Below are 12819 nucleotides of genomic sequence, written 5' to 3'. Positions count from 1 at the left end.
AAGCCAGCTTATCAGAGCGTCGCTTCACGGACCGCGACGATCGCTTCGTTGGAGATCAGGTATGATCAAGCTGTTTCTTGCCGCCGCTCTGCTCGGCACTTCGACGCTGGCCGCTGCGCACGAGGTGTGGATTGAGCGCGACGGAAGCGCGACAGCTCGAATCTACCTGGGCGAACCGGCGGAGCCGGTGCCGGCCGGCGGTGACCCGGAATTTACGAAGTTGAAGGCGCCGCGGCTGGTCCCGTCTTCGCGGGCTGCAATGGTACGCCGTAACGATCACATCGAGGTAGCTGCGGTCGCTGGCGATGTTCGTGCCTGGGACGACAACGTCTTTGCTCCATGGGGACCCGCCACCAAGCGAGAGGCGGTGGTCTACTATGCGCGCGCCGGGCGAATTGAGCCGAAGGCGGTCCTGCCTTTCGAGATCGTGCCCGTGGCGACTGACGCTGACAGGTTCACGGTCATTCGCGATGGCCGTCCGCTGGCCGATACTGAGGTGACCTTCGTGACGCCGGCTCGTGAGACACGCAAGCTGCGCACCGACGCGCGTGGTGTGGTGGTGGTCCCTACTTCGGGTTCGGGGCGCTACCTACTGAGCGCTGCTGCCAAGGACGAAGGTGAGCGACAGCACGGTGGCATGACGGTCCACACGCTGCACTACATCACTACGACCAGCTATCATGCAGGGTGACGGGGCCGCGGCTTAAACTGTCGAGGTAAGTCACGAAAACGCCACCTTGCGACGGCAGGGGCACGCCATGCGTACCCTTGCTGCTGCAGCTTTCATCTTCTCCATCATCCCCGCCCCCGCATTCGCCTGGGGCAAGACCGGCCATCGCGTCGTCGGTCAGATCGCTGACGCGCACCTGAGCAGCAAGGCGCGATCGGCCGTGAAGCGCATCCTCTGCACCGAGACCATGGCCGAGGCGTCGAACTGGCCCGACTTCATGAAGTCCGATCCATCGCCGTTCTGGCAGAAGACGGCCAGCCCTTGGCACTATGTGACACTGCCAGGCGGCAAGACCTACGATCAGGTGGGTGCACCGCCCGAAGGCGACGCCATCACCGCGCTCGACCGCTTCAGCGCCACTCTCCGGGACCGCAAGGCCTCGCCCGACGACAAGCGCGTGGCGCTACGCTTCATCATCCACATCGTCGGCGACCTCGCACAGCCGCTCCACAACGGCAACGGCACAGATCGCGGCGGCAATGACCTGAAGGTGACGTGGTTCGGCAAGCCGACGAACCTGCACAGCGTCTGGGACACGCTGCTGGTCGACGACGAGCAGCTTTCGTATTCCGAGATGGCGGCTTGGCTGAACGCCCGCATCACGCCGGCCGACGTCAAGGCATGGTCGTCGGCTGATCCTAGGGTATGGATGGCCGATAGCGTGATCGTGCGGGATCAGGTGTACCCGCCCTCCGGCGACACCGCCTTGGGCTACCGCTACGTGTATGAGAACACCCCGCGCGTGGAGCTACAGCTCGAAAAGGGTGGCGTTCGGCTGGCGGCCTATCTCAACAAGGTGTTCCGCTAATCAGCGTTCAGCCTGCGCCTCAGTACGGGGGTAGAAGTGCTCAATCACGTCCTGCGCCAGCCGTGCGGGACGCATCGTGGACGCATCTAGGCAGCACCAGCTGGATTTGACCTCGGCCAGCACCTCTTCGCCGCGCTTGATTACGGTCTCGTAGAAGGCGCGAGCACCATGCACCTTCTCAAGTAGCACCGTGGCGATCACATCATCCTCAAGAAATGCGGGCTTGCGGTACGTGATCTCGTGCTTGAGCGCGACCCATAGGTGCTGCGCTGCAATCTCGGCGGGCGCCAAGGCACGCCAGTGATCGAGTACAGCCGCCTGTACCCACTTCAGGTAGCTCGCGTTGTTGACGTGTCCCATGAAGTCGATGTCGACCGGCTCGATGCCGATGGAGAAGCGATGCGGTGCAGCGTTGGTCACGCCTCTCCGTACCACATCCTTCAAGCTTCGCGCAGCGGTTCCCAGCATGAGTTACAGACCACCACGCGGTCGCCTCCAGCTCGCTGCGCACGATAGATCCTCCGATCGGCCCGTTCGAAAACGACCGGCAGGGTCGCCTGCGATCTGTGCAGTGCTACCTGCTCATCAGCGTGACGTGAGATAGGTGGTTTGATGTCGACCCCACGCCAATTTGAGCGCACCCTAGCCTCTACTTGCTGGGGAAAATCGATGTACCGAGTCGTTTTTACCAGCAGAGCCGCCTCAAATTTTAGCCGGGCCGAGATCAAGGCCCTGTGCGAAGCAGCGGCGGTCCGGAATGAGGAAAATGGCATCACTGGCCTCTTCCTCTCTGACGGCACCCGATTTTTACAAGTGATTGAAGGCGAGGAGAAGGACGTCGACGATCTTATGGGGCGCATCGTGCGCAATCCGCGGCATCACGATATAATCATCGTCAGCTCGCAAAGGATTGAACGTCGTGAGTTTCACAATCGAACGATGAGCCAGCCGCTGTATGGGGTCGGTGATGATCCAAACGAATACGTAGAGCGCATAAAAGAAGAGCTTAAAGATGTGTCAGATGATCACCTGAAAGCTATGTTCATCGGTTTCGCTTTTCTTGCTCGCAATGCGCGCTTTCGTTATGAATAAGACCGTGGGCTGCATTTCACCTCAACTATTGAACGCTGCCGATCCGAATGAATCGGTGCCGGTCTATCGGGCACGTTGAAGAGCCAACGCGTATCCTACTCTGATCAACTCAGTGGTAGTTTAGCGAATATGCTAAGTCGCGCCGCCATACGATGGACCTCCTCGGCCTCTCTGCCGAGGCTTGCAGCCAGCGACTTGATGTTCGCACCGCCAGCAACCTCTCTGCGCAGCTCATTGATGTCCGTTTGTGTCCAACGCCTCTTTTTATGAGCGTCAGACATCATCCGACCAGATGCCGCAGCAGCCACACCCGAAAATGGTGTGAGATCATCGACCCGGCAAGAAGAACGAGAGCGGTTCCAATCGGGGCAAGCCAAATCAGGCTGACAAGGGTCCACATCCAAGTCACCGGTTTGCCGTAGCCAGTTGTGGATCCAGCAAGGCGCGCAACGACAATGCTTCGTCATCTATGATGCCGGCTTGTGGCGAGTGGGTGGGCGAATACCGCTCCTCTCCGCTCGCATCATAGTTTTCTATGCGATCGGCGTAGCTAGCGGCCAATTCCCTATGCGAAAGTTTTGCCTGTGGCGAAGTGGCTGCCGCTGCCGAAGCCGCCGCAACACGTTGACGAAGATAAAGCTCTTTGAGATCCATCGACAACGCTCCCTGGTAAGCGGGAGCACGGGGTCTCTCTGCCGCTGGCGCTTACGGTAGTAAGCCAGCGATCCGCTCTATGTGGGGTTGGTTGCGGAAACTACAACGGGTCCACTGACGTGCGCTTCTGCGTAACCGACAGCTTGTCCGACGCTCCACGACATCCCATATACATGGCACTGCCTGCTTCCAGATTGCGAGCGCCGGCAGCTGAGAGACAAGGCGCTCCCGCTTGCCAGCAAGGAGCCGGGTCATGGACATGAACGAGCTTTATCGCCTCCACCAGGTGTCGATTACGCAGGCAGCAAACGCGGCAACGGTCGAGGCTAGGATCTCACATGCGGGACGGGCCAGCGGCTACGCGGCGCTGATCGCGGGTAAGCAGCTCAGCTTTGGCGTCGATCGCCCGACTTTGGTCTCTTCGTCATGAGCGATGAGGAGGCAAAGTGGCACACACCTGCCAAGCCGCTCCGCTTCCGGTCTTCGTCAAGCCGGCCGCAAATCTCTCGCGAGGCGGCTGCTCGAGAGGGATCGATCCTCAGGGTCGCAGTGGCAGCACTTGGCTTGCAAGGGGCCCAAGCCTTTCTCAACGGCCACAACGAGCAGCTCGATGGTCGACCACTTGCGATCGCGGCTAACAGCATAGAAGGCTACATTGCGGTGTCGGCTGCGATCGCTTCGATCACGCCAGTCGCTCCGACGATAGCGGCTTAGCCGACGTCGCAGGAACGACGCTCCGCGTGGCTTGCATGGCCAGTGCCGATCATGCCAGGCGCTGAAACACTAGATCATTCTCGATCACTATCGGCGTAAGTCGCGGCTAACTGGAAGACAGTGGAAAGACCGAGCTAGTTCTCGTCCGGAATGTGCATGTCGCCGGTGCAAAGCGCAGGAGATGTTTGAAATGGCTGACAAAGAAAAGCTTCTGAACGCGGCCAAAATGACGCTGGTAAGAACGGAAGATCGGGACATCCTTGGAAAGCGCCAGCAGGATCTGACCTCCGACGACCTCAAGGGCGACGCACGCGATAGCAAGGTCGAGTAGTTTGATGTGTGTGGCGCCTTGCGACCGCCATCCACATTTCTGGTCAAGTCACACTGTGCCAGCGAACCCTGCTGCGACCGCGACAGCCAACGTGGCTATGGCGACCAGCACAAGGTACAAGAAACCAAGGGTGATCTTAAACGGGCCTGGAAGATCACCCAGAACCTGGTGCCTCCTCGTCAGACGCATGCTGTCCCTCGACACCAGTCATCCCTGACGCCTCAGCCGCGGCGATCCCGGACGTATCTTCAACCTTGATCGTGCGACCCTGCATGACTTCGGTCCGGACGCGCGATCCGTCGTCGTCTTGATCGGGGCCACGTGGACCCGGCTTTGGTCCGGTCTCACCCTGATCGCTGAAGTCGTCGTCGCCCTGCGCGGCGGCGTTCGGGTTGGCGCTGCCGTCCTGGCCGGCCTGTCCACCGCCGTGATAGCCGATGTTGGACTGGCCGCCGTGTTTGGGGAAACCTCCACTTCGATCGTCGCCGTTCTCGCGCCCATTTGGATAGCTACCACCCCGCTCTCACCTTCCTTGCTCCGGCCGCTGGGATCGGTGTTCACGCCGTCCGGGGCGCCCTTCATGTCATCACCGCCTGCGGCGGGCATCGGCTTGCGATCGCTCATGGTCGTTCCTTACGCTATTGTAGCAAACAACGCATCGGGCGGGTGATCAGGCACTGGGTGCGCGATGACAGCAGGCCACCATCTCCACGCCATCTTAGATTATACGTCGATGTTGCCAAGACGGCCGCACGCAGCCAAGATGACGACAGGTCTCTACGGACCTGCCGCGCCTCGCTCTTAAACCCATCTCCCTTGAGCGAGGCGCGCTTTCCTCAAACGCGCCATTTCATATTGACGATTGGCTGCAATACGCACTTACGGGCCAATCCCGCCTGCAGACAGAAGGTCGCGCCGACTGCGCCTAGGTGTGGGTAGCCCGACTTATCGTTGACGGCGCTAGGCCTACGTTCAAGGAGCGGGCGGGTATCCGCCCCATGGTAGCGGCCTTTGTGCAAGCTGCTCACGATCCGTTGGTGGTACTCGAATCCGATCCTCTGTCCCTTGCGGCTGACAGCCAAGAGCCTGAAAAATATCGTGTCCGTTCGCGAGACGCGGGTGGGCGCTGAGCATATCCTGCTGGATGGTGAGACACCTACGGTCGTTCGCCTTCGAGATGGTTGTAGCCCGGTCTCCAGCGCGGAATAGGATTGCGGCGCCTACCAAGAAGAAGGCACCCCCGATCCATCCTGCCCACTCCGCCTTGATGTCGACTGTCGCCCACAGGAGGATCAACGCCAAGCCAAGACCTAGGCTATAACCTCCAGCCCAAACCCAGGTCGGATCGGCGAAGCGGATCAAGGGCGAAGATGCAAAGGCGATCACCGCTGCAAAGGGGATCGCGGCGGCTGCAAACGGGCGAAGGGTACTTGGTAGCTCCACGATTTTACCGCACGCTGAGGCGGACGCCCGCACCGCCGTTAGGGGAGGGCGCGCCTGCGGGGATCAAGCTGATACCCGCCGCATTTAGGGCCTTGGTCATGGCATCCACGGAGGTGTCAGCGACGGTGCTACCACTTTCGAAACGGCGCACCGTGGCAACGCCTACACCAGCATACTCGGCTAATTGCTGCGCCGACCAGTCGAGCAAGGCTCTAGCAGCCCGGCATTGCTCAACTTTCATCATGTGATCGCATTTATATCAGTTCGCGCTTGTTCGCCACCGTTAGTGGTGATATGAAAGCAATCAGAACGGCCGGAAGTGAAGATTGAGCCCTTCACGCCCGGCCTGACCCAACCACCTGGATAAGAGGTGATAGGCTATGAACACCGTAACGCTGGGCGTTCGCCCGGCCAAGGCCCCTTGCGTCGTCTGGACGCAAGATCCCCGCGCACTCAAACTGCTGGCGTCCTGCGCCAAGAACCCGCCGAAGGGCGGCTATGTACACGGCGGCTTCGCCCTGCATCGTGAGCAGGACTGCTCGTACCGCTACACCGGGTACCGCGCCGACGCCCTGACGGCGATTCGCGAGGAATACGGATCCGCAGCGCTGAAGCATGCGCAGGACAGCGACGACTATGCCGCGTTCGAAGCGTGGACGTCGCAGCCCACCGTCACCGGTGCAATCGATGCCGCCGGTTTGGCCCTCAGCTACGCCATCGCTGCCACCGGGCTGCACGCCTCGCTGATGGCGGTCGCGCTCGCACCCTTCCAGATGGCGGAGGCGGCATGATGGCCACCACACCTTTGATCGAAGCTCGCAACGCGCTCGCTGGTTGGGAAATGGACGGCAAGCGCCCGTTCGCCGTTGTGAACAGCGTCGCGCCAGCAGAGCGCAGCCGCGACATGCTGCACGAAGCCACGGCGATCCTGACCGTGATGGCCTCGGCCTGCTTCGACGCCGATGCCGTTGCCCAGCGCGGCTCCACCAGCGAGTTCAAGGCGGTGAACCCCACCGTCATGGCCGGTGCGCTGAACGGCGTCGCCACGCTCGTCGACTTCGCCACCTTCCTCTTGGAGGACTGACCATGGCTGCCGATACGAACATGATCCACATCGCGGACAAGCGCCTGTTCGCCGCGGCGAGCACCGCATCGTCCATCTCTGCCTTGTGCGCGCTCGTCAGCGACTCCTTGGGTGCCTCGCCGGAGACGTCCGTCGCAGCGGAAGCGGTCGACGGCTTGGGCGAGATGGCGCAGGCCCTCAGCAATAGCCTGCATGAAGCAGCGCAAGCGGTGCCAGTACGCGCCTACCGCACGGCGCCAGCCGAGAACCGGCATGCCACGTGGCTTACGGAGCGCAGGGCACTGCTGACCCGCGCCGAGACGCTGACGGATGGCACGGCTGCGCATGACGCGGCCTGCATCGCCATCAACGAGCTGGATCGGCGCATTATCTCGACGAAGGCAGACACTGAAAGCGAAATGCTCGCCAAGCTGATGCTGACCGTCGTCGTCAACGTCGAAGGTGCAACGGTCAGCGAGCGAGATGCGGCTACCATGCTCGCCGAAGCCGAACCGTTCCTGACAAGGGAGGGGTGATCATGAACACTCAGCAGCGAGACGGCGTGTTCTTCGCTTCGCATGATGCGGCCACCATCCAGATGCTTGCCTCGTACATCGCCGATCAGGCGTCCGCCGAGAATGATGACCGCCTCTGCGCCGCCATGAACGGGCTCACCAGCCTCGCGCGGCAGCTTTCCGAAAAGCTGTTGGCTCTCTCGCGCGAAGGGAAGGACGCATGACGACGGTCGCAACCACGATCAGCGGCGGCTTGCGTCGCTTCATCGCCGCCGTCGAACCATGGTATGATTCGGGCGAGATCCACGTCGAGCGCATGCAGGAGATCCGCATCAATGATGGCGGGCGCCTGCAAACCGGCGGCGAAGGACCAGTGCGGTATTTGCAGATCCAGTGGCTTGGCATCCACCTCGGTTTCCAGATCGGCCGCACGCCCAAGCCGGAGGGCCGCTGACATGGCCACCATACTGAAGCACCTCGACACCTTCGACCCGGCCGCGTGGCTGGCGGCAATGGCGCAGATCGGTGGCGGCTATGCGCTGATGTCCGGCCGGCGGCTTGCCCTGATGGTCGACGAGTGCCATCCGGAGGACCTGACCAGCGTCATGTCGCCGCTGATTGGACGACCTGACCGACAGGAGGCGATCAAGCTGGCGATCGAGCAGCGCCAGTTGGGACAGGTCGCCTGATGGGCCACGCCTTTCACACGCCCGCGCCGCCAGCGCAGCGCCGTTCCCGGTGGCGGCGGGAGCGACGACGAGCGTGGAGCCGTCCCAGCAATCTGCCCGGCACGGGGTCGCTGTTCGCGGCGATCCCGGTTTTGCCGCGTGACGTGCTGGTCCGCCTGACGGAGCGCATGATCGACCGCATGGACGAGATCGACGGCGATCCGGACCTGGAGGATCTGCGCGACGACGACGAAGACACCCACGACCGTGAGGACGACCGTGATGGCGATCAATAACACCGGGACGTGGCAGCCGGCTTCACCCGGTCGCGTGATCCACCAGCCTGTCGCTCGCCACGCGCGGACGTCAGGCTTCAACCGCGTGCATCGGTTCGAGGACAGCCACGCCTTGGCGGCGAGCTACGGACCGGATTGGTGGCTGCCGATCTACCGTCGAGCGTTCCCCACGCTGATGTCCGCGGTCGCGGTTGAACACGACGGTTGGGCGCAGCGTGGCGGCATCGATCGCCTGCTGACGCTGGCGTGTGGGCGGACGTACACCGTCGACGAGAAGATCAGGACAGAGGATTGGCCGGACGTCTTGCTGGAGCGATGGTCCGACGAGGTGCGGAAGTCGCCCGGCTGGGTGCAGAAGCCGCTAGCTGCTGACTTCATCGCGTACGCTCATGCGCCCGCCGCTACGTGCGTGCTGATGCCGGTGGCGGCGCTGCAACGAGCATGGCGGCTGCATGGGCGGTCGTGGATAGGGCTCTACGGCCTGCGTCGAGCGCAGAACGTCGGGTGGACGTCGGTCAGCGTACCCGTTCCACGCGGCGTCCTTATGCAAGCAATTGTTGAGGCAATGTTCGTTTGCTGACGAGGCGGTCGGTTACTGGCCGCCTCGTCAATCAACCGCCGGCAGCCGCTGCACGAAGGGGGCGACGGAAACTTGAAGGAGCCCGATCAGTAGCCAGCATAGGGGCCGACGTGACCGATGCCGTGATCCCCAGGCGAAACCGCCCCGCCTCCGCCGACATTCGATCTGTCTGTTGGGTCAAGCTGGCGGTCGCGGCCATCGTTTCTTCGACCATCGCAGCATTTTGCTGGGTTACCCCGTCCATTTCAGCGACCGCCTGATTGACCTGCTGCAGCCCAGTAGCCTGCTGATCTGCCGCCAAGGCAATGCCTGAGACAAGAACGCTGATGTTGCCGATGCGGTTGGAGATGCGATCCAGCGAGGCACCTGCTTCCGCCACCAGCTTCACGCCAACCTCCACCTGCTGACTGGACGCGGTGATCTTTGCCTTCACGTCCTTCGCCGCATCGGCCGATCGCTGTGCCAGGGCGCGAACCTCACTGGCAACGACCGCGAAGCCCTTGCCAGCGCCGCCGGCCCGGGCAGCTTCGACACCGGCGTTAAGCGCCAGCAGGTTTGTCTGAAAGGCGATGCCGTCGATAACAGCGATGATCTCGCTGATCTCAGCCGAGGAACGCTCAATGCCGTTCATGGCTTCGACCGCGCGCAACACGACCTCGCCGGATTGCCCGGCGTCTTCCCGCGCCTGTGTGACGGCATCGTTGGCGCGGGCGGCACTGACCGCGGTTTCCTGAACGGTCGTCGTGATCTGATGCATGGCGGCGGCGGCCTGTTCCAGCGACGCGGCCTGCTGTTCGGTGCGGCGCGACAGATCGTCTGCTGCCTGGTGGATGTCGTGCGCTCCGTTTGCGATGCCGAGCGCGCTAGTGTTCACCACCGACAAGGCCGATGACAGCTCGCTGGCTGCGGTATTAAAGTCATCCTTCAGCTCGGCGAACGGTCCGCTGAGTTCCGCCGTGATCCGGTGCGACAGGTTCCCGCTGGCAATCTCTTTAAGTCCTGCGCCCATCGCCAACGCCATCGCCCGCTGGGTATTGCACTCGGCGGCGGCGAGAGAGCTTTCGCGGAAGCTCTCCATCGCGGTCGTCATCCGTCCGACGCAGTCGCGGTGCTGCGTGTAGGCGACCGGACTGTCCAAATCTCCGGCGGCTAGCGCTTCCATCCGCAGAACTGTGTTGACGTACGGCGTGCAGATGAGGTGCGCCGCGATCAGCGTGACGACGATGATCAAGGCGAAAAGCGCCAACGCGCCGGCAACGAGCGGTGATGTTGTCACGCCGGAAGAATGGGCCGCGGCGTAGCAGACCAGCGCGGCAAGCGATCCCGATAGGGCTCCGTACACCGCCACAAGAACCCGGAACTTCAGACGTATCGGTGCAATCTCTTTGAACCATTTCAGCATGGCAGGCTCGGCTTTCCGACGAAGCGACTAGATGCCATGTGGCTGATGAAGCTGGGTAAAAGGGCGATTAACGTTGTCGAGCGCGTCGGCCGAACACGACTAAAGTCGAACGGATCATCGGCATATCGTGGCCTGCCATCAATTCACTGACAGCGTGGCCCTATAGTAGGAGATCGCTGCCGGCTCAGCGACAGCGGGTGAGCGTCTGCCGGGCGAGATCGATGTTCCCGCCGTTCATGGCCACTTCCGCCGCCTCCCGGCACTGGCCGGAGGCGGATAAACTCTCCACTCGCCTTGGCAGCACGCGCGCAGCGTCCGCCTGACTACTCGTTGCCGCTCTGGTCGCGTCAGCCTGCCGGTCGATCAACTCGCGCTCGGCTTGCAGGCGCTGAGCCGCCATCCGCCCAGCTTCCTGCTCACTGTAGGTTGGCGCGCGGCCCAGATTGCAGAGATAATCCGCAGGTGTGCATTGGGCGGCTAATGCGGCTTGTGTGAGCAAGGCGATCATGGCGGTCCTGCGATCATGGAGGGGTGGCGGGCGCAAGCTGAAGATCGGGATCATCGCGTCGGATTGTTAGGGCCGTCGGAGCGTCATCCCCCTGCGCACGTTCCCTGTAATGCAAGGGAGACGCGTGATGTCAGGAGTTTGGGCGGCCGGGTTCTGGGGGCTTGTCGGCGGATCGGCCCTTATCCTTGGGGCCGCCATCGCCTGGTTCGCGAAACTGCCGCAGCGTCTGATCGCTTCCATCATGGCGATCGGCGCTGGCGTCCTGATCTCCGCGGTCGCCTTCGACCTGATGGACGAGGCCTTCCATCAAGGCGGCTTTGACTCCACGGCGATCGGCTTCCTCGGCGGCGCTGTCGTCTATACGGCGGCGAACATCATCGTGTCTCGGCGCGGTGCTAAGCACCGGAAGCGGTCGGGGTCGAACCCGCAGGAGAGGCAACCCGAAGCGAAGAGCGACTCCGGCGCCGCCATCGCGATCGGCGCATTGCTCGACGGCATACCGGAGTCGGTCGTGATCGGCGTCAGCCTCCTCAGCGGCGCGGGTGTCAGCGCGGTGACGGTCGCTGCTGTGTTCCTGTCGAACGTTCCCGAAGGACTGTCGAGCGCAGCGGGCATGAAGGCTTCGGGGCGCTCGCCGGTCTACGTCTTCGGCGTATGGGGCGGCATCGCGGTCGCCTCCGCTATCGCCGCGATGATCGGCAACGTCGCGCTGGCAGGTAGCAGCCCGGACCTGATCGCGGGCGTCACTGCGGTAGCGGCGGGTGCCATTCTCGCGATGCTGGTCGACACCATGATCCCGGAGGCAACCGAGGCAACGCACGACTATTCAGGTCTGATCGCCGTTGTCGGGTTCTTAATCGCCTTCATCCTGACCAAGAGCGCGTGAGCGATCCACGAAATGTGACGCTGTCTATGCTCGCGTCCCGAGCGCCCGATAGCACGATCTGCCCAAGCGAGGTGGCGCGCTCCATCGCACAGGACTGGCGCTGCGCCATGCCCGAGGTCCACGCCGCGATCGACGAACTGGTGCAAGCGGGCTTGGTACAATTGAGCTGGAAGGGGCAACCACTCGCGACGCGATCAGGACCTTACAGGATCGGGCGATCGAGCTGAGATGGAGGCGCAAGCTGAGAGTGTACCCGCCGTTCGGCGGGCTCTGACCTACTCGAAACAGAGATGGGGAGCAGGAACCGTCGATGACGAGCGCACCGGCTTAGCGCGTTGATTGAATGAGTACGCACACACCCTACGCAAGCCTCGCGTGCAAGAAAGGGCGCATTTCTGCGCCTCTGTGGACGCTGGCCGGCCGATCCCAAACGACTAGGTTTTGATCCCAATCGATCCCCTCGGCCAAGCCACTGACAAGACGGGCAATTTCTGTATTCGGTCGGGATCATCAGGTACGCAGATGCTCGCCTCAAAGCGGCTTGTTCTTTGTCGCGGAACCGGCTTATCTTCCCTGTGTCGCAGAGCCCACCAGCCTCCCTGCTAGGAGTCTGGTTTATGAAGAGCATCCGGGAGCCGGTTGGCTCCCCTCCATATCGCACCCTCTCACCGTCACGGTGAAGGAGGCGCTTGCCATGATCGGCATTGGTCGCACATCCTTTTACGAGCTGGTCGCGGATGGCGAGATCACAACCGTGAAGATCGGCCGGCGCCGGCTGGTGAACGTGGAGTCGCTGCGCCGGTTGGCAGCCGAGGGCTATGTCGTGGCACCGCGATACGTCCACCCCGAGCAGATAAGCCTCGACATCTGACCCACCGCGACAGACCGCTGAGCAAGCCCGTTCGTCCGGCGCTGTTCGCGGACATCCGCGTACAGTCGCAATCAAATGTGGGAGCAGGTGAGGGAGGATCAAGAGAAAGCGAGGCAAAAAGCCGCGATATTTTAATGCCTTACGTAGAAGAAAGTGGCGCGCCCGGAGGGATTCGAACCCCCGACCAAGGAGGTAGAAGCTCCTTGCTCTATCCATCTGAGCTACGGGCGCTCGCCGGTCCGCCTAGCGCGGATTGTC

The 12819-nt window shown here is 62.3% G+C and carries 21 protein-coding genes and 1 tRNA gene; 16 read left to right on the top strand and 6 right to left on the bottom strand.

The genetic code is table 11. From position 1 onward, the window contains the following. The first annotated feature begins 61 nt into the window (after nucleotides 1-61). Together QP166_RS15160 and QP166_RS15155 are read left to right on the top strand one after the other, a co-directional pair. Nucleotides 62-691, top strand: a complete 630-nt coding sequence (locus QP166_RS15160) for a DUF4198 domain-containing protein (RefSeq protein WP_333916662.1) — start codon at nucleotides 62-64, stop codon at nucleotides 689-691. A gap of 67 nt (nucleotides 692-758) precedes the next feature. Next, nucleotides 759-1538 (top strand): S1/P1 nuclease, encoded by a 780-nt coding sequence (locus tag QP166_RS15155; RefSeq protein ID WP_333916661.1) that lies wholly within the window; start codon nucleotides 759-761, stop codon nucleotides 1536-1538. Here the strand turns inward: QP166_RS15155 and QP166_RS15150 are convergent, their stop codons facing one another. Continuing rightward, nucleotides 1539-1958, bottom strand: a complete 420-nt coding sequence (locus QP166_RS15150) for an acyl-CoA thioesterase (RefSeq protein ID WP_333916660.1) — start codon at nucleotides 1956-1958, stop codon at nucleotides 1539-1541. It abuts the gene before it with no gap. 249 nt (nucleotides 1959-2207) lie between these two features. Here QP166_RS15150 and QP166_RS15145 point away from each other — a divergent pair, with 249 nt between their 5' ends. Then, complete coding sequence (locus tag QP166_RS15145) at nucleotides 2208-2630, top strand: BLUF domain-containing protein (RefSeq protein WP_333916659.1); 423 nt, start codon at nucleotides 2208-2210, stop codon at nucleotides 2628-2630. Nucleotides 2631-3035: 405 nt separating this feature from the next. Here the strand turns inward: QP166_RS15145 and QP166_RS15140 are convergent, their stop codons facing one another. Then, entirely contained in the window at nucleotides 3036-3284 is a 249-nt protein-coding gene (locus QP166_RS15140; RefSeq protein WP_333916658.1) for a hypothetical protein, read from the bottom strand. A 253-nt stretch (nucleotides 3285-3537) separates the two neighbouring features. Here QP166_RS15140 and QP166_RS15135 point away from each other — a divergent pair, with 253 nt between their 5' ends. Together QP166_RS15135 and QP166_RS15130 are read left to right on the top strand one after the other, a co-directional pair. Then, nucleotides 3538-3714, top strand: coding sequence for a hypothetical protein (locus QP166_RS15135; RefSeq protein ID WP_333916657.1), 177 nt, complete (start codon nucleotides 3538-3540; stop codon nucleotides 3712-3714). A gap of 474 nt (nucleotides 3715-4188) precedes the next feature. Beyond that, entirely contained in the window at nucleotides 4189-4329 is a 141-nt protein-coding gene (locus tag QP166_RS15130) for a hypothetical protein (protein ID WP_333916656.1), read from the top strand. A 1447-nt stretch (nucleotides 4330-5776) separates the two neighbouring features. On the opposite strand, the gene QP166_RS15125 is transcribed toward QP166_RS15130, so the two are convergent. Beyond that, on the bottom strand, nucleotides 5777-6013 hold the full coding sequence (locus tag QP166_RS15125; protein ID WP_333917356.1) for a helix-turn-helix domain-containing protein: 237 nt from the start codon (nucleotides 6011-6013) through the stop codon (nucleotides 5777-5779). A 139-nt stretch (nucleotides 6014-6152) separates the two neighbouring features. On the opposite strand from QP166_RS15125, the gene QP166_RS15120 reads away from it, so the two are divergent. Genes QP166_RS15120 through QP166_RS15085 form a run of 8 tightly spaced genes read left to right on the top strand, consistent with a single transcriptional unit; the run spans nucleotide 6153 to nucleotide 8894 of the window. Next, nucleotides 6153-6563, top strand: coding sequence for a hypothetical protein (locus QP166_RS15120; RefSeq protein WP_333916655.1), 411 nt, complete (start codon nucleotides 6153-6155; stop codon nucleotides 6561-6563). Continuing rightward, complete coding sequence (locus QP166_RS15115) at nucleotides 6560-6856, top strand: hypothetical protein (RefSeq protein WP_333916654.1); 297 nt, start codon at nucleotides 6560-6562, stop codon at nucleotides 6854-6856. Before QP166_RS15120 ends, QP166_RS15115 begins: the two co-directional genes overlap by 4 nt. A 2-nt stretch (nucleotides 6857-6858) precedes the next feature. Further along, nucleotides 6859-7371 carry a hypothetical protein gene (locus tag QP166_RS15110; RefSeq protein ID WP_333916653.1) on the top strand — a complete coding sequence of 171 codons (513 nt, stop codon included), beginning with the start codon at nucleotides 6859-6861 and terminating at the stop codon, nucleotides 7369-7371. Nucleotides 7372-7373: 2 nt separating this feature from the next. Further along, entirely contained in the window at nucleotides 7374-7574 is a 201-nt protein-coding gene (locus tag QP166_RS15105; protein WP_333916652.1) for a hypothetical protein, read from the top strand. Beyond that, complete coding sequence (locus QP166_RS15100; protein ID WP_333916651.1) at nucleotides 7571-7804, top strand: hypothetical protein; 234 nt, start codon at nucleotides 7571-7573, stop codon at nucleotides 7802-7804. Before QP166_RS15105 ends, QP166_RS15100 begins: the two co-directional genes overlap by 4 nt. Nucleotide 7805: 1 nt before the next feature. Further along, nucleotides 7806-8039 carry a hypothetical protein gene (locus QP166_RS15095; RefSeq protein ID WP_333916650.1) on the top strand — a complete coding sequence of 78 codons (234 nt, stop codon included), beginning with the start codon at nucleotides 7806-7808 and terminating at the stop codon, nucleotides 8037-8039. Then, a complete protein-coding gene (locus QP166_RS15090; RefSeq protein WP_333916649.1) occupies nucleotides 8039-8314 on the top strand; it encodes a hypothetical protein in 276 nt (91 codons plus the stop codon). Before QP166_RS15095 ends, QP166_RS15090 begins: the two co-directional genes overlap by 1 nt. Beyond that, nucleotides 8301-8894: a hypothetical protein gene (locus QP166_RS15085; RefSeq protein ID WP_333916648.1), complete on the top strand. Its 594-nt coding sequence runs from the start codon at nucleotides 8301-8303 to the stop codon at nucleotides 8892-8894. The genes QP166_RS15090 and QP166_RS15085 overlap by 14 nt, the downstream gene beginning before the upstream one ends. 31 nt (nucleotides 8895-8925) lie before the next feature. Here the strand turns inward: QP166_RS15085 and QP166_RS15080 are convergent, their stop codons facing one another. Both QP166_RS15080 and QP166_RS15075 read right to left on the bottom strand, forming a co-directional pair. Then, on the bottom strand, nucleotides 8926-10296 hold the full coding sequence (locus QP166_RS15080) for a methyl-accepting chemotaxis protein (protein WP_333916647.1): 1371 nt from the start codon (nucleotides 10294-10296) through the stop codon (nucleotides 8926-8928). Nucleotides 10297-10480: 184 nt separating this feature from the next. Next, nucleotides 10481-10858, bottom strand: coding sequence for a hypothetical protein (locus tag QP166_RS15075; protein WP_333916646.1), 378 nt, complete (start codon nucleotides 10856-10858; stop codon nucleotides 10481-10483). 55 nt (nucleotides 10859-10913) lie between these two features. On the opposite strand from QP166_RS15075, the gene QP166_RS15070 reads away from it, so the two are divergent. The 3 genes from QP166_RS15070 (at nucleotide 10914) to QP166_RS15060 (ending at nucleotide 12561) form a co-directional block, all read left to right on the top strand. Continuing rightward, nucleotides 10914-11690: a ZIP family metal transporter gene (locus QP166_RS15070; protein ID WP_333916645.1), complete on the top strand. Its 777-nt coding sequence runs from the start codon at nucleotides 10914-10916 to the stop codon at nucleotides 11688-11690. Beyond that, entirely contained in the window at nucleotides 11687-11917 is a 231-nt protein-coding gene (locus QP166_RS15065) for a DUF3253 domain-containing protein (RefSeq protein ID WP_443027218.1), read from the top strand. The genes QP166_RS15070 and QP166_RS15065 overlap by 4 nt, the downstream gene beginning before the upstream one ends. A 449-nt stretch (nucleotides 11918-12366) precedes the next feature. Next, nucleotides 12367-12561 carry a helix-turn-helix domain-containing protein gene (locus QP166_RS15060; protein ID WP_333916643.1) on the top strand — a complete coding sequence of 65 codons (195 nt, stop codon included), beginning with the start codon at nucleotides 12367-12369 and terminating at the stop codon, nucleotides 12559-12561. A 154-nt stretch (nucleotides 12562-12715) separates the two neighbouring features. On the opposite strand, the gene QP166_RS15055 is transcribed toward QP166_RS15060, so the two are convergent. Beyond that, nucleotides 12716-12792 (bottom strand) — tRNA-Arg (locus QP166_RS15055). Nucleotides 12793-12819: the final 27 nt, after the last annotated feature.

This window comes from Sphingomonas sp. LR60 (assembly GCF_036855935.1).
GTDB lineage: Bacteria > Pseudomonadota > Alphaproteobacteria > Sphingomonadales > Sphingomonadaceae > Sphingomonas.
The sequence above is the reverse complement of the archived record's forward strand: the minus strand, read 5'-3'. Positions and strand labels throughout refer to the sequence as shown.